General features: G+C 57.2%; 16 protein-coding genes and 1 pseudogene. 9 read left to right on the plus strand and 8 right to left on the minus strand.

Features of this window, described 5'->3' with window-relative positions; genetic code table 11:
* Window positions 1-149 precede the first annotated feature (149 nt).
* From narI to ABLV78_RS11765, 6 genes are all read right to left on the minus strand, one after another.
* Window positions 150-830: a respiratory nitrate reductase subunit gamma gene (gene narI, locus ABLV78_RS11740; RefSeq protein ID WP_045394095.1), complete on the minus strand. Its 681-nt coding sequence runs from the start codon at window positions 828-830 to the stop codon at window positions 150-152.
* Window positions 827-1,522 (minus strand): nitrate reductase molybdenum cofactor assembly chaperone, encoded by a 696-nt coding sequence (gene narW, locus ABLV78_RS11745; protein WP_047048685.1) that lies wholly within the window; start codon window positions 1,520-1,522, stop codon window positions 827-829. The genes narI and narW overlap by 4 nt, the downstream gene beginning before the upstream one ends.
* On the minus strand, window positions 1,522-3,066 hold the full coding sequence (gene narH / locus ABLV78_RS11750; protein WP_047048682.1) for a nitrate reductase subunit beta: 1,545 nt from the start codon (window positions 3,064-3,066) through the stop codon (window positions 1,522-1,524). Before narH ends, narW begins: the two co-directional genes overlap by 1 nt.
* Window positions 3,063-6,803 carry a nitrate reductase subunit alpha gene (locus tag ABLV78_RS11755; RefSeq protein ID WP_047048678.1) on the minus strand — a complete coding sequence of 1,247 codons (3,741 nt, stop codon included), beginning with the start codon at window positions 6,801-6,803 and terminating at the stop codon, window positions 3,063-3,065. Before ABLV78_RS11755 ends, narH begins: the two co-directional genes overlap by 4 nt.
* 113 nt (window positions 6,804-6,916) lie before the next feature.
* On the minus strand, window positions 6,917-8,299 hold the full coding sequence (locus ABLV78_RS11760; protein ID WP_047048672.1) for a NarK family nitrate/nitrite MFS transporter: 1,383 nt from the start codon (window positions 8,297-8,299) through the stop codon (window positions 6,917-6,919).
* Window positions 8,300-8,479: 180 nt separating this feature from the next.
* Entirely contained in the window at window positions 8,480-9,061 is a 582-nt protein-coding gene (locus ABLV78_RS11765; protein ID WP_047048670.1) for a TetR family transcriptional regulator, read from the minus strand.
* Window positions 9,062-9,182: 121 nt separating this feature from the next.
* Here ABLV78_RS11765 and ABLV78_RS11770 point away from each other — a divergent pair, with 121 nt between their 5' ends.
* Window positions 9,183-10,673, plus strand: coding sequence for an MFS transporter (locus ABLV78_RS11770; protein ID WP_047048668.1), 1,491 nt, complete (start codon window positions 9,183-9,185; stop codon window positions 10,671-10,673).
* Between the two features lie 2 nt (window positions 10,674-10,675).
* On the opposite strand, the gene ABLV78_RS11775 is transcribed toward ABLV78_RS11770, so the two are convergent.
* Window positions 10,676-11,473: an IclR family transcriptional regulator domain-containing protein gene (locus ABLV78_RS11775; RefSeq protein WP_047048665.1), complete on the minus strand. Its 798-nt coding sequence runs from the start codon at window positions 11,471-11,473 to the stop codon at window positions 10,676-10,678.
* A gap of 209 nt (window positions 11,474-11,682) precedes the next feature.
* On the opposite strand from ABLV78_RS11775, the pseudogene ABLV78_RS11780 reads away from it, so the two are divergent.
* The 7 genes and pseudogenes from ABLV78_RS11780 (at window position 11,683) to ABLV78_RS11810 (ending at window position 17,932) form a co-directional block, all read left to right on the plus strand.
* Window positions 11,683-12,845, plus strand: a pseudogene (locus ABLV78_RS11780) (muconate cycloisomerase family protein).
* A 12-nt stretch (window positions 12,846-12,857) separates the two neighbouring features.
* Complete coding sequence (gene catC / locus ABLV78_RS11785) at window positions 12,858-13,148, plus strand: muconolactone Delta-isomerase (RefSeq protein WP_015366454.1); 291 nt, start codon at window positions 12,858-12,860, stop codon at window positions 13,146-13,148.
* 69 nt (window positions 13,149-13,217) lie between these two features.
* Window positions 13,218-14,144, plus strand: a complete 927-nt coding sequence (catA, locus tag ABLV78_RS11790; RefSeq protein WP_015705528.1) for a catechol 1,2-dioxygenase — start codon at window positions 13,218-13,220, stop codon at window positions 14,142-14,144.
* 111 nt (window positions 14,145-14,255) lie between these two features.
* Complete coding sequence (locus ABLV78_RS11795; RefSeq protein ID WP_045394118.1) at window positions 14,256-15,638, plus strand: Rieske 2Fe-2S domain-containing protein; 1,383 nt, start codon at window positions 14,256-14,258, stop codon at window positions 15,636-15,638.
* Complete coding sequence (gene benB / locus ABLV78_RS11800) at window positions 15,638-16,123, plus strand: benzoate 1,2-dioxygenase small subunit (RefSeq protein ID WP_015366457.1); 486 nt, start codon at window positions 15,638-15,640, stop codon at window positions 16,121-16,123. Before ABLV78_RS11795 ends, benB begins: the two co-directional genes overlap by 1 nt.
* A gap of 9 nt (window positions 16,124-16,132) precedes the next feature.
* Complete coding sequence (gene benC, locus ABLV78_RS11805) at window positions 16,133-17,149, plus strand: benzoate 1,2-dioxygenase electron transfer component BenC (protein ID WP_047048660.1); 1,017 nt, start codon at window positions 16,133-16,135, stop codon at window positions 17,147-17,149.
* Window positions 17,150-17,158: 9 nt separating this feature from the next.
* Entirely contained in the window at window positions 17,159-17,932 is a 774-nt protein-coding gene (locus ABLV78_RS11810) for a 1,6-dihydroxycyclohexa-2,4-diene-1-carboxylate dehydrogenase (protein WP_047048657.1), read from the plus strand.
* Here the strand turns inward: ABLV78_RS11810 and yddG are convergent.
* The gene (yddG, locus tag ABLV78_RS11815) at window positions 17,929-18,807 is read right to left on the minus strand and encodes an aromatic amino acid DMT transporter YddG (protein ID WP_047048656.1); all 879 of its coding nucleotides are present in this window, start codon (window positions 18,805-18,807) and stop codon (window positions 17,929-17,931) included. The genes ABLV78_RS11810 and yddG overlap by 4 nt on opposite strands.
* A gap of 224 nt (window positions 18,808-19,031) precedes the next feature.
* Between yddG and fdnG the strand changes: the two genes are divergently transcribed.
* Complete coding sequence (gene fdnG, locus ABLV78_RS11820; RefSeq protein WP_088389858.1) at window positions 19,032-22,079, plus strand: formate dehydrogenase-N subunit alpha; 3,048 nt, start codon at window positions 19,032-19,034, stop codon at window positions 22,077-22,079.
* Window positions 22,080-22,084: the final 5 nt, after the last annotated feature.

A 22,084-nucleotide genomic window follows, 5' to 3' on the forward strand; every position in this document is an offset into this window, starting at 1 on the left:
CCGGCAGGCCGGGGCAGTCGTTGTAGGCCGGATAAGGCGTAGCCGCCATCCGGCATAAAGGCTGGAGCCAGGGCTGATAAATACCCGGAGTCGGCGTAGGCGCCTCGTCCGGGCTACCGGTAGGGATGAATGATAAAAGCCGCTGGCTTTCAGCGCCGGGAACGCACCACCTGGTAGCGGCGGGTGAAATACTCTATCGGCGCGCTCCAGACGTGAACCAGTCGGGTGAACGGGAAAATAAGGAAGATAGTCATCCCCAGCACCAGATGGACGCGATACACCCACGCGACGCCGTCCAGATGCGCCGATGCGCCGCCGTGGAAGGTGACTACCGCCTGCGCCCAATCTACTAGTTTCAGCATTTCGCTGCCGTCCGGATGCTGGGCGGAGAATGGAATAGTCGTCAGCCCCAGCGCGCACTGAATCAGCAGAATGCACAGGATCAGGATATCCGCAGTGGTGGAGGTGGCGCGAATGCGCGGGTTGGTCAGACGGCGCACCAGCAGGCCTATACCGCCGACCAGGGTCAGCACGCCGCAGACGCCGCCCAGCACCATCGCCATCACCTGTTTCTGCGACATCGGCAGGAACCATGAATAGACCCAGTGCGGCGTCAGCATCCCGAAGAAGTGGCCGAAGAAGATGCCGAGGATGCCGATGTGAAATAAGTTCGACCACAGCACCATGCCCCGTTTATCGAGCATCTGGCTGGATGACGCGCGCCAGGTATACTGACCGTAGTCATAGCGCAGCCAACTGCCCACCAGGAATACGGTGCCGCAGAGATAAGGGTAGATATCGTAAAAGAAGACGTTTAAGTACTGTATCATTTCGGGCCTCCGGCGCGGATGTCGACGTACTGCGGCGCCACATCCTGGCTAAAGCGTCGTTGATAAGCTTGCATTGGCGAGCTATCGCAAGCGGTTGCATTATCTTCAATAAACTTCACCTGTTCTTCTTCCCACACCGCATCCAGCGCCTGGCGCGTGTCGTCACGCTTCTCACTCGCTACCTGCCTGGTGACACTGTCACTATTGAGTGGGCTATCCGCCAGCGTGAGGAGGGCGTCAAAGAGTTGATAGTAATCGCATTCGCGCTGCTTTAAGCGTCCACCGATCAATGCCAGAATGGGCGCGACGTTCTGCAGTCCTTCACGGGCATCGGCCAACGGGAGAGTGCTGAGATACTCAAGATATAAAGGCAGGTGGTCCGGGAGTTCGCGACAATCGATCTGCAGACCCGCCTGTTCATACTGATTCATCAGATCGACCATCGCCTGGCCGCGGTCGCGCGATTCGGCGTGAACGTGTTCAAACAGCAGCAGCGAGGTGGCGCGACCGCGCTCAAACACCTCACACCATTCGGCCTGACGGTCGAGCAGCGGCGCCGCCAGTAATCGCGTAACAAACGGCGTCAGGGCGGGCGCATCGGCGCTGACCAGCGCCAGCGCCTCCTCGCGGTTATCCCACAGCGCGTCGTCGGGATACTCCAGCAGTAAAGCGATGACTTTGAGAAGCCGCATTACTCTCCCTCCCCATGTCGACGAACGTCTCCCACATCAATCGCGTCGATGCGACGACTGTTGAACAGGTTGAATTTAGTATCAGAACCATGGCAACCATCGCCGAAGGTAAAACCGCAGCCGTTGCGTTCAGGGAAGGCGTCTTCCGCCAGTTCGCGGTGGCTGGTGGGGATCACGAAGCGGTCTTCGTAATTGGCGATCGCCAGGTAGCGATACATCTCTTCCACCTGCTCGACGCTGAGGCCCACTTCTTCAATGGCGCGGGTATCGGTCACGCCTTCAACGGTTTGCGAACGTTTGTAATGGCGCATCGCCATCATGCGTTTTAACGCGCGCAGGACCGGGCCGGTATCGCCGGCGCTCAGCAGGTTCGCCAGATACTGTACCGGTATACGCAGGCTTTCGACCGCTGGCAGGATATTGCCGTTACTCGGCAGGCCGCCGGCGTCGGCGACGGACTGAATCGGCGACAGCGGTGGGACGTACCAGACCATCGGTAAGGTGCGGTATTCCGGGTGCAGCGGTAGCGCCAGCTTCCAGTCCATCGCCAGTTTATACACCGGTGATTGTTGCGCGGCTTCAATCACGTTATGCGGAATACCCTGCTTCAACGCCTCTTCGATGACCGCCGGGTCGTTAGGGTTGAGGAACACCTCGCACTGGCGCTCGTAGAGGTCGGTTTCATGTTCGGTACTGGCCGCCTCTTCGATGCGGTCCGCGTCGTACAGCAGCACGCCAAGGTAGCGGATGCGGCCGACGCAGGTTTCTGAACAGACTGTTGGTTGCCCGGACTCAATACGCGGATAGCAGAAGATGCATTTTTCCGATTTGCCGCTCTTCCAGTTAAAGTAGATTTTTTTGTACGGACAACCGCTGATGCACATCCGCCAGCCGCGGCATTTATCCTGGTCGATCAGCACGATGCCGTCTTCTTCGCGCTTGTAGATAGCGCCGCTTGGGCAGGTCGCCACGCAACTCGGATTAAGGCAATGTTCGCAAAGACGCGGCAGATACATCATGAAGGTGTTTTCAAACTGGCCGTACATCTCTTTTTGCATCGCTTCGAAGTTGCGGTCTTTGGCGCGTTTTTCAAACTCGCCGCCGAGCAGTTCCTCCCAGTTTGGCCCCCAGCTGATTTTATCCATCCGTTCGCCGCTAATCAGCGAACGCGGGCGGGCGGTAGGCAAGTATTTGCCTTCCGGCGCGTTGTGCAGGTGCTGATAATCGTAGGTAAAGGGTTCGTAATAATCGTCAATCTGCGGCAGCACCGGGTTAGCGAAAATCTTCGACAACACGCTGACGCGGTTGCCCAGACGGGGAGTGAGCTTGCCGCTGATACCGCGGATCCAGCCGCCTTGCCACTCGTCCTGATCTTCCCAGTTTTTGGGGTAACCGATACCGGGCTTGGTTTCCACGTTGTTGAACCACGCATATTCCATCCCTTCGCGGCTGCTCCAGACGTTTTTACAGGTGACGGAGCAGGTATGGCAGCCGATGCATTTATCCAGATTCAGCACCATTCCGACTTGTGAACGTATTTTCATTTTTTCGCCTCCTGTACCTGGTCGCGACCTTCGCCATCCAGCCAGTCAATATTTTTCATTTTGCGGATCATAATGAACTCGTCGCGGTTGGAGCCGACGGTGCCGTAGTAGTTAAAGCCGTAAGCCAGTTGGGCGTAGCCGCCAATCATATGCGTGGGTTTTGGACAGACGCGGGTGACGGAGTTGTGGATGCCGCCCCGACGACCGGTCACCTCCGAACCTGGGATATTCATAATGCGTTCCTGGGCGTGATACATCATGGTCATGCCCGGCGGCACGCGCTGGCTCACCACCGCACGCGCGGTGAGGGCGCCGTTGGCGTTGAAGGCTTCAATCCAGTCGTTATCCTCAATCCCCAGTTCTTTTGCGTCGGTTTCGCTTAGCCAGACGATAGGCCCGCCGCGCGACAACGTCAGCATCAGCAGGTTTTCGCTATAGGTCGAGTGGATACCCCATTTCTGATGCGGGGTCAGGAAGTTGAGCGCTTTTTCCGGGAAGCCGTTTGGCGGCACGTCCTTCATCTGGCTGACGCTGCGCGTATCGATAGGTGGGCGATAGGCCACCAGACTTTCACCGAAGGCGCGCATCCAGGGATGATCCTGATAGAGCTGTTGCCGCCCGGAGAGGGTGCGCCACGGGATCAGTTCGTGAACGTTGGTATAACCGGCATTATAAGAGACATGTTCGCTTTCCAGACCAGACCACGTTGGGCTGGAGATGATCTTGCGCGGCTGCACCTGAATATCGCGGAAGCGGATTTTCTCATCCTCTTTATTCAGCGCCAGATGGGTGTGGTCGCGGCCGGTAAATTCTCCCAGCGCTTGCCAGGCTTTCACCGCCACCTGGCCATTGGTTTCCGGCGCCAGGCTCAAGATGACTTCACTGGCGTCGATCGCGCTGTCGATGCGCGGGCGGCCTTTGGCCGGACCGTCGGGTTTGACGTAGTTAAGTTTACCGAGGAAGTCGACTTCGTTTTGCGTATTCCACGAAATGCCTTTACCGCCGTTGCCGAGCTTATCGAGTAACGGCCCCAGCGAGGTGAAGCGCTCCCAGGTGGCCGGATAGTCACGTTCAACCAGCGCAATTGACGGCGCGGTTTTGCCTGGAATGAGATCGCATTCGCCCTTGCGCCAGTCGAGGACATCAAACGGCTGTGACAGCTCCGCCGGAGAGTCATGCTGCAGCGGCACCAGTACCACATCGGTCTCTTTATCAAGGTGGCCGACACATACTTCAGAGAAACTTTTCGCAATGTCCTTGTAGATTTCCCAGTCGCTTTTCGCCTCCCATGCCGGGTCGACGGCGGCGGAAAGCGGGTGGATAAACGGGTGCATGTCGGAGGTGTTCATATCGTCTTTTTCGTACCAGGTGGCGGTCGGCAGGACGATATCTGAGAACAGGCAGGTACTGGACATGCGGAAATCGAGGGTCACCAGTAGATCGAGTTTGCCCTCAATCGCCGCGGTCTGCCACTCGACTTCCTCAGGCTTCACGTCAGCGGTGGCGCCAAACTCCTCGCCCTGAATACCGTTATCGGTACCGAGCAGGTACTTGAGCATGTACTCATGGCCCTTACCGGACGATCCCAGCAGGTTCGAACGCCAGATAAACAGGTTGCGCGGGTGGTTGTTGCCGCTATCCGGCTGCTCGGCGGCAAAGCGAATATCGCCTGCTTTTAACGACTGGACGGTGAACTCTGCGGGGGACAGCCCGGCAGCGTCGGCCTGCTGCTTGATGCTCAGCGGGTTAACGTTAAGCTGCGGCGCGGAGGGCAGCCAGCCCATGCGCTCGGCGCGAACGTTGAAGTCGATCATATGGCCGCTGAATTTGCTGGCGTCGGCCAGCGGTGAGAGCAGCTCCTGAGCGGTTAGTTTTTCGTAGCGCCACTGGCTGGCGTGGTTGTAGAAATAAGAGGTACTGTTCATCTGCCGCGGTGGACGAGTCCAGTCCAGCGCGAACGCCAGCGGCAGCCAGCCGGTCTGCGGGCGTAGTTTCTCCTGGCCGACATAGTGCGACCAGCCGCCGCCGCTCTGACCGACGCAGCCGCAGAATACCAGCATGTTGATCATCCCGCGGTAGTTCATATCCATGTGGTACCAGTGGTTCACACCGGCGCCAAGGATAATCATCGAACGGCCATGGGTTTTATGCGCCGTATCGGCGAACTCGCGGGCGATTTGCTCGATATGGTGACGCGGCACGCCGGTGATCTGTTCGGCCCACGCCGGGGTATAGGCTTTGACATCCGCAAAGTCACGCGCGGCATTGGCATCGTCAAGGCCGCGATCCAGACCGTAGTTCGCCAGCACCAGGTCATACACGCTCACTACCAGAGCGTTTTCTCCACTGGCTAACGGCATCTGTTTCGCTGGCAGTTGATGAAGCGTTACCGGCTCCTGCTTCACGCTGCGAAAATGCGGGTTTTCATTGCCGCCGAAGTAGGGGAAGCCGACCGACACCACGCTATCGTGTATATCCAGCAGCGACAGTTTTAAGTCGACGTCACGGCCGTTAGCCCGCTGTTCGAGATTCCATTTGCCTTTTTCGCCCCAACGGAAGCCGATGGATCCGTTCGGCGCGACCAGTTCGCCGTCGGCGTTAAAGGCGACGGTTTTCCATTCCGGGTTATTACTTTCTCCCAGTCCGTTAAGCAGGTCAGCGGCGCGTAGCATACGGCCCGGCGCATAGCTGCCGTCGTCACGATGGTCGAGCATCACCAACATTGGCATATCGGTATAGGTACGGCAGTAGTTGAGAAAGTAATCGCTCGGATTATCGAGGTGGAAAGTTTTGAGGATCACGTGGCCCATCGCCATCGCCAGCGCGCTGTCGGTACCTTGCTTCGGCGCCAGCCACTGGTCGCAGAGCTTGGCGACTTCCGAATAGTCCGGAGTAATGGCGATGGTTTTGGTCCCCTTGTAGCGCACTTCGGTGAAGAAGTGGGCGTCCGGGGTTCGCGTCTGCGGGACGTTTGAACCCCAGGCAATAATGTAGCTGGAGTTGTACCAGTCGGCGGATTCCGGCACGTCGGTCTGTTCGCCCCAGGTCATCGGCGAGGCGGGCGGTAAATCGCAGTACCAGTCATAGAAGCTCAGGCAGGTACCGCCGATCAACGATAAATAGCGGGTACCCGCGGCGTAGGAAACCATCGACATCGCCGGGATCGGCGAAAAGCCCGCGACGCGATCCGGACCGTAGTTTTTAATGGTCCAGACGTTGGCCGCGGCGATCAGTTGATTTAACTCTTTCCAACTGGAGCGTACAAAGCCGCCTTTACCGCGAATTTCTTTATAGCTGCGGGTTTTCAGCGGGTCCTGCATGATGCTATCCCAGGCCTGTACCGGGTCGGGATGCAGTGTCAGGGCTTCGCGCCACAGCTCAATCAGCCGTTTACGCGCCAGCGGGTACTTCAGGCGGTTGGCGCTGTAGAGATACCAGGAGTAGCTGGCGCCGCGCGGGCAGCCGCGCGGTTCGTGGTTTGGCAGGTCCGGTCGGGTGCGCGGATAATCGGTTTGCTGGGTTTCCCAGGTGACCAGGCCGTTTTTGACATAAATTTTCCAGCTACAGGAGCCGGTACAGTTCACACCGTGCGTGGAGCGGACAATTTTGTCGAATTGCCAGCGTTGCCGGTAGCTATCTTCCCAGTCACGGTTGTTGTCGTAGACCTGACCGTGGCCGTTGGCAAAGGTCTCGCGTTTCTGCTTAAAGTAGCGAAAGCGATCCAGTAATTTACTCATGACATTTCTCCTGCTCCGATGATGTCCGGCATCGTGCCACCCGGCCGGATGAGCGAACGAACTCGTAGGCCGGATAAGGCGTAAGCCGCCATCCGGCAGATAAATCGTTATGGTTAGGCGGGTTTACGGCGGCCATAGACCAGCCAGGTCACCAGCACGCAAACCACATAGAAGACAAAAAAGACTTTCATCGCGCCCACCGGCGAGCCGGTCATGGCCAGAGAGGTCCCGAAGGCTTTTGGAATAAAGAAACCGCCAATGGCGCCGATTGCGGCGATAAAACCGAGCGCGGCGGCGGTATCGGTCACCGCTTCGTGCTGGGCCTGTTCGTCGCTGCCGCCGCGTTTTTTCACGCTATCAATGGTGAGCTGGCGGAAGATCACGGCGATCATCTGGAAGGTGGAGCCGCTACCGAGACCGGCGGTTAAGAACAGGCCCATAAATACCACGTAGAAGGCGAGGAAGCTGCCGGAACCGGAGCCCGGCAGGGTGAGGAAAAGCAGACCGGTAAAGACCGCCATCAGCACGAAGTTAACCAACGTCACCCGGACGCCGCCCAGACGGTCGGAAATGATACCGCCGAAGGAGCGCGCCAGCGCGCCGATAAACGGGCCGAAGAAGGCCAGTTTCAGGATATCGACATCCGGAAACTGGGTTTTCGCCAGCATCGCGAAGCCGGCGGAGAAGCCGATAAACGAGCCGAAGGTCGCCAGATACAGCAGGCTTAACAGCCACATATGCGGACGCTTCAATACCGGTAACTGATCGCGAATCGAGGCTTTGGAACTGGCAATATCGTTCATACCGAACCACGCGCAGACGGTAGCGATGACCAGTAACGGCACCCACAGCAGCGGTGAGTTGCCAAGCCACAGCATGGCGCCGCCTGGTTGCTCAACGCCGCGGACGCCCAGGAAGGTAAAAATCGGCAGAAAGATAAAAATGGGCGAGACCAGTTGCATCACGCTGACCCCGAGATTGCCGAGCCCGCCGTTGATGCCTAATGCGCTGCCTTGTTTAGCCTTGGGGAAGAAGAAGCTGATATTGCCCATGCTTGAGGCAAAATTGGCGCCGGCAAAACCACACAGCAATGAAATAGCGATAAATACCCAGTACGGAGTAGTTGGATTTTGCACTGCCAAACCCAGCCATAAACAGGGAATCACCAGAATAACCGTGCTAATAACCGTCCAGTAGCGCCCACCCATTATAGGTACCATAAAGGAGTAGGGGACGCGTAATATTGCGCCGGAAAGTGAAGGTAGCGCCGTTAATAAAAAAAGCTGGTCGGTTGTGAAATTAAAACCCACTTTATTGAGATTGACCGCGACCGCGCTAAATAACATCCAGACGCAGAAGGCGAGTAACAGACAACATACGGAAATCCATAAGTTCCTGCGTGCGATGGCTTTTCCTTTATTTTCCCAGAAGGCTTCATTTTCTGGTCGCCAATCTTTTAAAAGATAATGATTCTTTTTATCACCTTCTATCGACATAACACCCTCACTAAAGCGTACGAGATCAAAAGGATAAATAAAAAAACAGCTGAAGTTGTGCAGGCTGGAATTAAGGCTCAGCTGTTTTTAATAATTGTATTGTTTGAGAATAGATAAGAATCGAGACGTGAAAGAATTCACGCCGGCAATGAAGGGTGGTCAATTGTTACTAAATGTAACTTAAGCCTGAGGGAGTTCCAGCGCGATATAATGTTTTAAGTAACGGGTAAATGCGGCATCGTCAATGGCTTGCATCCCCAACGCGTAAATGCCATCCAGCCCGCAAACCAGGGCAATCAGACGCCAGGCGATATTTTCTGCCGTATCCTGCGGCTGAAATTCACCGACTTCGGCGCCGCGGTTAATCGCCGTGACCGTTTCATCATGCCACATGCTCATGGTCAGCAGATACGCGGCCTTAATTTCCTCATCGCTATCGGACAAAATCTGCGCTTCCCGCCACAGGCGTATATAGGGCTCGAGACGGCCATCTTCGCTGCCGAGTAATGAAAACAGGCGTTCGCTCCAGGAGGCGTCATCGGTCAGCAGCTGAATATCGAGCATTTCGCGGATCAAGCGGATAAAGGCCTGCGCTTTTAGCTCGCCGGTCGAGGCAAAATGATGATGTAACTGACCTGCGGCGACGCCGGCTTCGCTGGCTATCTGGCGCACGGTCATGGCGCTGAAGCCGCCATTTAGCGCCACTCGCATGGCGGCCTGCATGATAACTTCCCGACGCGCTTCCCGATTTAAATAGTGCATAGCGACCCATGACAAAGAGGTGATGCGATGATGGTAACAAAAAGTTGGACAGACGTTCAACAATCCGGCAGGATCGCAATCCTGGACGCGTGTCCAATTTCGAAAATTGAGGAAAAGTAGTATGTCTCGGCAATGGTTAACGCTGATGGCGATTTTGCTGGTTTATATCCCGGTAGCAATTGACGCAACGGTGCTGCATGTGGCCGCCCCGACGCTCAGCGTCGCGCTTGGCACCAGCGGCAACGAGCTACTGTGGATCATTGATATCTATTCGTTGGTGATGGCCGGTATGGTGCTGCCGATGGGCGCATTGGGCGATAAAATCGGCTTTAAGCGCTTATTGCTGCTCGGTAGCGCAATTTTTGGTATCGCTTCGCTGTGCGCCGCGCTGTCGCCGTCGGCGATAACGCTGATTATTTCCCGCGCGCTGCTGGCGGTTGGCGCGGCAATGATTGTGCCGGCGACGCTTGCCGGGATCCGCGGCACTTTCGCCGAAGCCAGCCAGCGTAACATGGCGCTGGGATTATGGGCCGCGGTGGGATCCGGCGGCGCGGCATTTGGCCCGCTGGTGGGCGGCATGCTGCTGGAACACTTCTACTGGGGATCGGTGTTCCTGATCAACGTGCCAATCGTGCTGCTGGTCATTGCCATCAACGCTAAGGTTGTGCCCCGTCAGCCCGCCCGCCGCGAGCAACCGCTGAATCTGCCGCAGGCGCTGATCCTGATTGCGGCCATTCTGATGCTGGTGTTTAGCGCTAAGTCGGCGCTAAAGGGGCAGCTGGCGCTGTGGCTAATCGCGCTGGTGGCTATCGGCGGGGCGGCCATGTTGACCTGGTTTGTCCGCAAGCAGCTGTCGATGCCGACGCCGATGGTGGATATGCGTCTCTTCACCCACCGCATTATTTTAAGCGGGGTGATGATGGCGATGACCGCGCTCATTACGCTGGTCGGTTTTGAATTGCTGATGGCGCAGGAGCTACAGTTCGTGCATCAGAAAACGCCGTTTGAAGCCGGGTTGTTCATGCTGCCGGTGATGGTTGCCAGCGGCTTTAGCGGGCCGATTGCCGGAATGCTGGTATCGAAACTGGGGCTGCGACAGGTGGCGACCGGCGGTATGTTGCTGAGCGCTTTAAGCTTTTTGGGACTGTCGATGACCGACTTCAGCACGCAACAGTGGCAGGCGTGGGGGTTAATGACGCTGCTGGGCTTTAGCGCCGCCAGCGCGCTGCTGGCCTCAACGTCTGCGATCATGGCGGCAGCGCCGAAAGAGAAGGCGTCGGCGGCAGGTGCCATTGAAACCATGGCCTATGAATTGGGCGCGGGGCTTGGTATTGCGCTGTTCGGCCTGATCCTGACCCGCAGCTACAGTTCGGCGATTGAACTGCCTGCCGGGATTGGCGGTGAAGCAGCGGTACAGGCCTCATCGTCCATCGGCGAGGCGATGAAGGTGGCGCAATCATTACCCGAGATACCGGCTGATTCACTAATCGCGGCGGCGAAAACCGCATTTATCAGCGCTCACAGTATTTCTCTGGCGACGGCTGGCGTTCTGCTGTTGTTGCTGGCGCTGGGGATCTGGCGCGGGCTGGCCAATACGCCGGCCCCACGGTAATGTCATAGCTGAAGAGACAGCTCCATCGCCGCACGGCGCAGCGGCGCCAGGGCTTTCTCCTTCAGCGCCGCGGCGCTCATCGAAGAGGCGGGGACGCCAACGTTGAGCGCTGCTACCACCTGGCCGCTACGCGACAGCAGCGGTACCGCAAGCGAGCATAATCCAACTTCAATTTGCCTGTCCGCCAGCGCATAGCCTTGCATGCGAACTTTGGCGATTTCCGCGCGCAGTGCCGCGGGATCGCACAGGGTATACGGGGTGTAGCGCATCAGATGTGCTCGTGACAGTGTCACTTCTAGTTGGTCTTCGGGCAACGCGCTCAGCAATACCCGTCCCATTGAGGTTGTCCATGCCGGGAGGCGGCTGCCGCGGCCCAGATCGACGCTGAGCAAGTTATTGACCGCCGCGCGGGCGATATACAGTACGTTGTCGCCATCAAGCGTGGCGGCGGAGCAGCTTTCACCTAACGTCTTACCAAGATTGTCCAGCGCCGTTTGCGCCACCTTCGCCAGCGGGGTTCCTGCCAGATAGGCGTGGCCCACTGCCAGCACGCGCGGCAGCAGTTCATAGCTGCGGCCGTCCGGGCTGTGCACCATCCCCAGCGCCGCCAGGGTATACAGGCAGCGGCGCACCGCCGCGCGGGAAATTTGCGTTTTTTGACTTAACTGCGAAATGGTCAGCCGCTGGCGCTGGGGAGTAAAAGCATTGAGCACCTCCAGCCCGCGGGCGAGTGACAGCATAAAATTGGGGTCGTGCTCGGCCTGCCTGGCGCTCAGCGTAGTGTGGGTATTGTCGCTCATTGCATCTTTCTCCGTTGCAACGTAAAGCTCACGGGGAATCACTATACCGCGCGCAAACCAGGGCGCGGCGAATTGTGCCTGTTTTACCACCTCGATCACATTATTAACCGCAATTTAACAAGCGTGCCGATAATCGCACAACATTTCGATTATCGCCGTTGACCATCCGCCAGGCTGGACCCTATTGTCAAAGCACAGACATCCCCGTTATGGATGTGGGTACAAAAAGTTATGCATCTTTCAGGAACAAAAAATGACTGCGATCGTAGAACGCATTGAGAGCTGGTTAGTGGATGTACCGACTATCCGGCCACATAAATTATCGATGACCACCATGGGCTGCCAGACGCTGGTCATCGTGCGCATTACCCGTTCCGATGGCGTATGCGGTATCGGTGAAGCGACGACCATCGGCGGGCTGAGCTACGGCGTCGAGAGCCCGGAGGCTATCTCATCGGCCTTGACCCACTATCTGACGCCGCTGCTGAAAGGGCAGCCGGCGGATAACCTGAATGCGCTGACGGCACGTATGAATAGCGCCATTAGAGGCAATACTTTCGCAAAATCTGCCATTGAAACCGCACTCCTTGATGCCCAGGGCAAAGCTTTAGGACTACCGGTATCGGCACTGCTCGGCGGCGCGCTGCAAACGTCGTTGCCGGTGCTGTGGACGTTAGCCAGCGGCGATACCGCGAAAGATATTGCCGAAGGGGAAAAGCTGTTAGCCGAGCGCCGTCATCAGGCATTCAAGCTGAAAATTGGCGCACGGGAATTAGCCACCGATCTCCGCCATACCCGCGCCATTGTGGAAGCCTTAGGCGATCGCGCCAGCATTCGCGTTGACGTTAATCAGGCCTGGGACGCCGCGACCGGCGCGAAGGGCTGTCGCGAGCTGGCGGCGATGGGGGTCGATCTCATCGAACAGCCGGTGAGCGCGCAGGACAATGCAGCGCTGGTGCGCCTGAGCCAGCAAATCGAAACCGCGATCCTGGCGGATGAAGCGGTCGCGACCGCTTACGATGGTTACCAACTGGCGCACCAGGGCTTTACCGGCGCTTACGCGCTGAAAATCGCCAAGGCGGGCGGGCCGAATAGCGTGCTGGCGCTGGCCCGCGTCGCGCAGGCGGCGGGGATTGGCCTGTATGGCGGCACGATGCTGGAAGGGACCGTGGGGACCGTTGCTTCTCTGCATGCCTGGTCGACATTGCCGCTGCAGTGGGGAACCGAGATGTTCGGCCCGCTGCTACTCAAAGACGATATCGTCAGCGTACCGCTGACCTTTGCCGACGGTCAGGTGGCGTTGCCGCAAACGCCAGGACTCGGGGTAGAGCTGGATGAAGACAAGCTGCGCTTCTATTCCCGTAAAGCATAACAGGAGAAAATAATGCTATTTAAAGTTGATATGACCGTTAATATTCCGATCGGGTTTCCTGCCGCCGAAGCGGATGAAATTAAACAACGCGAAAAAGCCTATTCGCAACAATTACAACGTGAAGGCAAGTGGCGACATATTTGGCGCGTCGCCGGTCTTTACGCCAATGTCAGCATTTTCGATGTAAAAGATGCCGAAGAGTTGCATCAAATTTTAATGGGATTGCCGTTATATCCATTTATGGATATTCGCGTAGAGGCGCTGTGCCGTCATCCCTCGTCTATTCGTGAAGACGATAGCTAATAATAATAAAACATGACCTCATGCCGGGAGCACCCGGCAAATATCCTACAACGATAAGAGAGAATAATTATGAGTAATGCTTTCGTACAACAAGAAGCCGTGCAGAAATTATTACGTGAAGGCGCGGGTTTAAATGTTCCAGGCGGTAACGAACGTTTTAAAGCCATTGTCCACCGTTTGCTGGAGAATATCTGCACGCTGATCGATGACTATAACGTCACAGAAGAAGAGTTCTGGCATGCGGTGAACTATTTGCACGAGCTGGGTGGGCGCCAGGAAGCGGCGCTGCTGGCGGCGGGGCTGGGTCTTGAACACTTCCTCGACCTGCGTCAGGACGCTATCGACGCGGCGGCGCATCGTGAAACCGGCACCCCACGCACCATTGAAGGGCCGCTGTATGTGGCCAATGCGCCGCTGGCCGACCGCCATGCCCGCATGGATGATGGCACCGACGCCGGCGAAGTGATGTGGCTGCACGGCCAGGTTAAAGATAGCCAGGGCCAGCCGATCGCTAACGCCATCGTTGATATCTGGCACGCCAATACCCTGGGTAATTACTCGTTCTTCGATCAGAGCCAGAGCGACTACAACCTGCGTCGTCGTATTCGCACCGGCGCCGATGGCCGCTATAGCGTGCGCAGCATCATGCCATCCGGCTACGGCTGCCCGCCGGATGGTCCAACCCAGAAGTTGCTGGATCAGTTAGGCCGCCACGGCAACCGTCCGGCGCACATTCACTTCTTCGTCTCCGCGCCGGGGCATAAACATCTGACCAGCCAGATCAACCTCAGCGGCGACAAATACCTGTGGGATGATTTTGCCTTTGCCACCCGCGATGGACTGATTGCCGACCCGGTGAAAGTGAGCGACCGCGAGACGATTGCACAGCGTGAACTGGACGGCGAGCACACCGAAGTGCGCTTTGATTTCACCCTCTGTAAAGCGCTGAGCCCCGACGAAGAGCACCGCGGCACCCGTCTGCGCGCCAAAGAGTAATCTGCTTTAGCGGCCCCGGCCACGCTGATGGCCCGGGCCGCGCTCTACACCCGATAATCACCACATTTGCCAAATATCTTTAATCCTGAATCCTGCAGGAGGAGTTAACTCATGCAAAAAACGCTATCAGCGCTTAAAGACAAAATTAACAACGCGTTAATTGTCGACCGTGAAAATCATATTTACCGTTGCCACCGCTCTATATTTACCGATCAGCAGTTATTTGATTTTGAAATGAAACATATCTTCGAAGGTAATTGGGTGTTTCTCGCCCATGAAAGCCAGATTGCCGAGCCGGGAGATTATTATACCCTGACGCTGGGACGGCAGCCGGTTATTATTACTCGCGATAAAAAGAATGAATTGCATGCATTAATTAATAGCTGCGCCCACCGCGGCGCCATGTTATGTCGACGCAAAACCGGGAATAAAAATTCGTTTACCTGTCCGTTCCACGGCTGGACCTTCAGCAATAACGGCAAATTATTAAAAGCCAAAGATGAGAGCACCGGCGCTTATCCTGACACCTTCAAACATGAAGGGTCTCACGATCTGCAAAAATTGCCGCGTTTTCAGTCTTACCGCGGTTTCTTATTCGGTAGCCTCAATGCGGACGTGCAGCCGCTGGAGGAGTATCTCGGCGAAACCCGCAAAATCATCGATCTGATCGTCGATCAGGCGCCGGAAGGACTGGAAGTGCTGAAGGGCTCGTCGAGCTACGTTTACGAAGGCAACTGGAAGCTGGGCGCGGAGAACGGCGCCGATGGTTATCACGTCAGCGTGGTGCACTGGAATTACGCCTCAACCATGTCACGCCGCAACTATGAAGCGGAAGGGACGCATGCGGTTGACGCCAACGGCTGGTCAAAGAGCGTCGGCGGCGGCTACGGATTTGACAACGGCCATATGTTGCTGTGGACCCGCGCGTTGAACCCGGAAGTGCGCCCGGTCTATGCCCACCGCGACCGTCTGCAGGCGGAGTTCGGTGAACTGCGCGCCGACCAGATGGTCAATGAAACCCGCAACCTGTGCCTGTATCCCAACGTCTACCTGATGGATCAGTTTTCTACCCAGATCCGCGTAATTCGCCCGATTGCGGTCGATAAAACCGAAGTCACCATCTGGTGTTTTGCGCCGAAAGGGGAATCAGACCAGGCCCGGGCGTTACGCATCCGCCAGTACGAAGATTTCTTTAACGTCAGCGGAATGGGGACGCCGGACGATCTGGAAGAGTTCAGCGCCTGCCAGCGCGGCTATCTTGGCGAAAATCTGGCATGGAGCGACCTCAGCCGCGGCGCGCTACGTTGGGTCGACGGCCCGGATGAACACGCCAGGCACGCGGGTTTTACGCCGCGGCTAAGCGGGGTGAAATCGGAAGATGAGGCGCTGTATATCGCCCATCATCACCACTGGCAAACGGTCATGCTGGCGGCGCTGGAACAGGAACAGCAGCGCTACAACCAGTCCATTACCCAGCGCGTGGAGGTGGCCTGATGCTGAATCTCGAACAAGTTCGTCAGTTTCTCTATTACGAAGCCCGCCTGTTGGATGACCGTCAGTGGGATGAGTGGCTGAGTTGTTACAGCCCGCAGGTGGTCTACTGGATGCCGGCATGGGGCGACGATGACCAGCTGACGCGCGACCCGCAAAAAGAGATTTCACTTATCTACTACCCCAACCGTGAAGGACTGGAGGATCGTGTCTATCGCATTAAAACCGAACGTTCCGGCGCCAGCACGCCGGAGCCGCGTACCACGCACATTATCAGCAATGTCGAGCTGATGGGCGAGAGCGATGAGGGGCTTGCGGTGCGCTACAACTGGGTCACCTGGAGCCATCGCTATCAACACACGGATGCCTATTTCGGCTCTACCTGCTGCACGCTAATTGAGCAGGACGGCAGGCCGCAGATCGTTCGTAAAACGGTACGCCTGAATAACGACTATATCCGTCAGGTCATCGACGTTTACCACATTTAAGAGGCGCTTATGACTTTTAATATTGCTCTTAATTTTGAGGACGGCATTACGCGATTTATTCAATGCAATGCCGGAGAGAAGGTGCTGGATGCGGCCTATCGCCAGAAGGTAAACCTGCCGATGGACTGTTCTGACGGCGTTTGCGGCACCTGCAAATGCCACTGCGCCAGCGGTGAATACGACCTGGGGGAGGATTATCTCGACGAGGCGTTAAGCGACGACGAAGCGCAGGCTCGCCAGGTGCTGACCTGCCAGATGGTCCCGACCAGCGACTGTGTGATCGACGTGCCGGTCGCTGCCGCGCAGTGTAAAACCGCGCTGACGAACACCGGGGCGCAGGTACGACAGGTGAATTTACTGTCCGATACCGCCATCGAACTGGTGGTCGCGCTGGATGAGCCGCTGGCTTTTCTGCCGGGGCAATATATCAACATTCAGGTACCGGGCACGCCTCATGTGCGCGCCTACTCATTTAGCTCGTTGCCGGGTTCTCTCGAAGGGCGCTTTCTGATCCGTAACGTGCCTGGCGGCATGATGAGCCAGTGGTTAACCCAGCAGGCGCGGCCCGGCGACCGCCTGACCCTCAGCGGCCCGATGGGCAGCTTCTATTTGCGCAGCGGCGAACGCCCGCTGCTCATGCTGGCGGGTGGCACCGGGCTGGCGCCGCTACTGTCCATGTTACACACCCTGCAGACACAGGGTAGCCCGCGTTCGGTGACGTTACTGTACGGGGTGACCCGTGACGACGATCTGGTGAAAACCGACGCGCTGGATGCGTTTAAACAGCAACTGACGGGATATCGCTGGCTGCCGGTGGTGGCGGATGAAAGCAGTTCCTGCCCGCAGCGCGGCTTCGTGACTGAACATCTCGATGACGCGATGCTGAATAATGGCGACGTTGACATCTATCTTTGCGGACCGCCGCCGATGGTGAATGCGGTCGCCATGGCGCTGCGCGAACGAGGAATTTCCCCGGCAGGGTTTTGGTATGAGAAATTTATCGCCAGCCAGAGCGCGGCGGCGTAAGGAGACATGATGCGTTTTACCAATAAAGTCGTCGCTATCACCGGCGCGGCGCAGGGCATTGGTCGCCAGACCGCGGAACAGGCGGCAACTGAAGGCGCCGTCCTGTTGCTGATTGACCGCTCGCCTTACGTACACGAACTGGCTGCCGTTTTAGCCCGGGCCGGAAATCAGGTACTGGCGCTGGAGGCTGACCTTGAGCAGTGGCAGAGTACTGAACAGGCGTTTGCCGCCGGGGTCGCGCATTTTGGCCGCCTCGACGTACTCATCAACAACGTCGGCGGCACCATCTGGGCGCGACCTTTCGCCGAGTATCAGCCAGAACAAATTGAGAAAGAGATCCGCCGCTCGCTGTTCCCCACCTTGTGGGGCTGCCGCGCGGCGCTCCCCTGGATGCTGAAGCAGGGGAAAGGCAGCATCGTCAATATCTCGTCGGTGGCGACGGCAGGGGTGAACCGGGTGCCTTACTCGGCGGCGAAAGGCGGCGTTAACGCGCTGACCCGGTCGATCGCTATGGAGTATAGCGGCAGCGGCATTCGGATTAACGCCGTCGCGCCGGGCGGTACGGAGGCGCCGCCGCGCCTGACGCCGCGCAATGAAGAGCAGCCGAGCGAGCAGGAAAAGGCGTGGTATCAGCAGGTTGTCGATCAGACGGTGGCGAGCAGCCTGATGCGCCGTTACGGCACGCTGGCGGAACAGGCGAATGCGATCCTGTTTCTCGCCAGCGATGAGGCCAGCTATATCACCGGCGTGACGCTACCGGTGGCGGGCGGAGACCTCGGCTAACGGCGGGTGGCATACCAGCAGAGCAGGGAGCCGAGACATACCATCCCGGCCCCCTGCCAGAATGACCATGAGAGCGCGGCGCTGAGCAGCACCGCCGCCAGCGCGGAAGAGAGCACCGGCGTAAAGTACGACGCCGCCGCCAGCAGGCTGACGTTGCCGTGCAGGATGCCAACGTTCCACGCCGCGTAGGCCAGCCCCAGCGCCACGGAGACCGTAATCAGCTTAATGACTACCGGCCAGCTAAACTGCATCGGCGGCTGCGCGCTGGCCAAAAACTTCAGCCACAGGGTCAGCGCCGTTAATAAGACGAAGAGGGTAATGCCATTTTTGCCTTTGGCATACTTCGCGGTAACCGTGCAGTACGCCGCCCAGATAAACGCGCCGATAAATGCCAGAAAATAGCTCAGCGGGCTGGAAATGACATTATTGATAATTTCATCGAGGTTAAGTCCGTGTTCGCCGCCAAGCACCCAGCTCACGCCGAACAGCGCCAGCAATAAGCCGGGGATCACCAGCCAGCTGCTTTTCTGACCGTTAAAAAGAATGGCGAATAAAATGGTCAGGCTGGGCCACAGGTAATTGACCATTCCCACTTCAATGGCCTGCTGGCGGGTGGCGGCGAAGCCCAGCGACAGGGCGAGGCAGATCTCATAGCTAACAAACAGCACGCTGCCGGCCAACAGATAGCGGCGCGGGATCTGGCGCAGGTTGGGAAAGCCGACGGTAAAAATGAGCAGCAGGCCGCTGAGACTATAAATCATCGCCGCGCCGCCGACAGGACCTAGCCCTTCGCTAACGCCGCGAATCAAGCCGACCATCGTGCTCCATAATATAATGGCGGCGAAGCCTATTGACGTCGCTCTCTTTTTTTCCATGTTTAACCTGATAGTGACTCAAACGCAGCCAGAATTTATAACATCTTTTTGCGCCCGGCGGTCGATCTTTTCCGTAGCACATAACTCTTTGGGGTTAGTCAAACTCGTCGCCGATGACTCTTTAGAGGGCTAGCGTGGGCGACCTTGATTTGACGCAATAAAAAAAGGGACATTGCTGTTAGTTTCCTCCGCGCGATGAACAAACATCCTGCATGGAGGAATCAATGGACGTCAGCCGCAGAAAGTTTTTTAAAATCTGCGCAGGCGGTATGGCCGGAACAACAGCTGCCGCACTGGGCTTCGCCCCGAAAATGGCGCTGGCTCAGGCACGCAATTTCAAATTGCTGCGCGCAAAAGAGATCCGCAACACCTGCACTTACTGCTCCGTGGGCTGCGGGCTATTAATGTATAGCCTGGGCGACGGCGCGAAAAACGCCAAAGAAGCGATTTATCATATCGAAGGGGATCCGGATCATCCGGTAAGCCGCGGCGCGCTGTGCCCGAAAGGCGCCGGTCTGCTGGACTACGTCCACAGTGAAAATCGCCTGCGATATCCGCAATACCGCGCTCCGGGTTCGGATAAATGGCAGCGCATCTCCTGGGATGAAGCTTTTAACCGAATCGCCAAATTGATGAAAGCCGACCGCGATGCCAACTTTATTGAAAAGAACGAACAGGGCGTGACGGTTAACCGCTGGCTTTCCACCGGAATGCTGTGCGCCTCGGCGGCGAGTAATGAGACCGGCATGCTGACGCAAAAATTTGTGCGCTCGCTCGGCATGCTGGCGGTAGACAACCAGGCGCGCGTCTGACACGGACCAACGGTAGCAAGTCTTGCTCCAACATTTGGTCGCGGTGCGATGACCAACCACTGGGTTGATATCAAAAACGCAAACGTCGTAATGGTGATGGGCGGCAACGCCGCGGAAGCGCATCCGGTGGGATTCCGCTGGGCGATGGAAGCGAAGAACAATAACGATGCTACGCTTATCGTCGTCGACCCACGCTTTACGCGTACCGCGTCGGTGGCCGATATCTATGCGCCGATTCGTTCTGGTACCGACATTACGTTCCTGTCGGGCGTGCTGTTGTACCTTATCGAAAATAATAAGATTAATGCCGAGTACGTAAAGCATTACACCAATGCCAGCCTGCTGGTACGGGATGATTTTACCTTCGAAGATGGCCTGTTCAGCGGCTACGATGCGGAAAAGCGCCAGTATGATAAATCGTCCTGGAACTACCAGTTCGATGAAAATGGCTACGCGAAACGCGATGAAACGCTCAGCCATCCGCGCTGCGTCTGGAATCTGCTCAAGCAGCACGTTTCCCGCTACACGCCGGAAGTGGTTGAAAACATCTGCGGTACGCCGAAAGAAGACTTCCTCAAAGTCTGCGAGGTGCTGGCTTCAACCAGCGTCGCGGATCGCACCACCACCTTCCTGTATGCGCTGGGCTGGACGCAGCACACCGTCGGCGCGCAGAACATCCGCACCATGGCGATGATCCAACTGCTGCTCGGCAACATGGGCATGGCTGGCGGCGGCGTCAACGCGCTGCGCGGACACTCCAATATTCAGGGGCTGACCGATTTGGGTCTGTTGTCGACCAGTCTGCCGGGTTATTTGACGCTGCCGTCCGATAAACAGAGCGATCTGCAAAGTTATCTTAGCGCCAACACGCCGAAAGCGACGCTGGCCGACCAGGTGAACTACTGGAGCAACTACCCGAAATTCTTCGTCAGCCTGATGAAATCGTTCTACGGCGATGCGGCGCAGAAAGAGAATGACTGGGGCTTCAACTGGTTGCCGAAATGGGATCAGGCCTACGACGTCATCAAGTACTTCAATATGATGGATAACGGCAACGTCACCGGCTATATCTGCCAGGGCTTCAACCCGGTTGCGTCCTTCCCGGACAAAAACAAAGTGGTGCGTAGCCTCAGTAAGCTGAAATATATGGTGGTTATCGATCCGTTGGTGACCGAGACCTCGACTTTCTGGCAGAACCACGGCGAGTCTAATGATGTCGACCCGGCTACGATTCAGACCGAAGTCTTCCGTCTGCCATCGACCTGCTTTGCCGAAGAAGACGGTTCGATCGCCAACTCCGGTCGCTGGCTGCAGTGGCACTGGAAAGGCCAGGACGCGCCGGGCGAAGCACGCAACGATGGCGAAATTCTTGCCGGGATCTATCACCGTTTGCGTGAGCTGTACCGTCGCGAAGGCGGTAAGGGCGCGGAACCGCTGCTGAAAATGAGCTGGAGTTATAAGCAGCCAGATCATCCGGAATCGGAGGAGGTTGCAAAAGAGAACAACGGCTACGCGCTGGCGGATCTCTACGATGGCAATGGGGCGCTGCTGGCGAAAAAAGGACAGTTGCTGAATAGCTTCGCACTGTTGCGCGATGACGGCAGCACCGCGTCATCTTGCTGGATCTACACCGGCTGCTGGACCGAGCAGGGTAACCAGATGGCGAATCGCGATAACGCCGATCCTTCCGGGCTTGGCAATACGCTGGGCTGGGCCTGGGCCTGGCCGCTCAACCGCCGCGTGCTGTATAACCGCGCATCGGCCGATATTAACGGTAAACCTTGGGATGCGAAGCGAATGCTGATCCAGTGGAACGGCAGTAAGTGGGTCGGTAATGATATTCCGGACTTCAATACCGCGCCGCCGGGGAGCAACACCGGGCCGTTTATTATGCAGCAAGAGGGGCTTGGGCGCCTGTTTGCGCTCGATAAACTGGCGGAAGGGCCGTTCCCTGAACACTACGAGCCGATGGAAACGCCGCTTGGCACCAACCCGCTGCACCCGAATGTGGTCTCCAGCCCGGTAGTGCGTTTATACGAAGATGACGCTATTCGCTTAGGTAAGAAGGATAAGTTCCCGTATGTCGGTACTACCTATCGCCTGACCGAACACTTCCATACCTGGACCAAGCATGCGCTGCTTAATGCGATTGCGCAGCCGGAACAGTTTGTCGAAATCAGCGAAGGGCTGGCGAAAAGCAAAGGTATCGTCAACGGCGACTGGGTGAAAGTCAGCAGCAAGCGCGGCTTTATTCGCGCGGTTGCCGTGGTGACCCGCCGACTGCGCACGCTGAACGTCAACGGCCAGCAGGTAGAAACCGTCGGTATCCCGCTGCACTGGGGTTTTGAAGGCGTGGCCCGTAAAGGTTACATCGCCAACACCCTGACGCCTAACGTCGGCGATTCCAACTCGCAAACGCCGGAGTATAAGGCGTTTCTGGTCAACATCGAGAAAGCGTAAGGAGC

The organism is Klebsiella sp. CN_Kp075, assembly GCF_040065055.2.
Classification (GTDB): Bacteria; Pseudomonadota; Gammaproteobacteria; order Enterobacterales; family Enterobacteriaceae; genus Klebsiella; species Klebsiella aerogenes.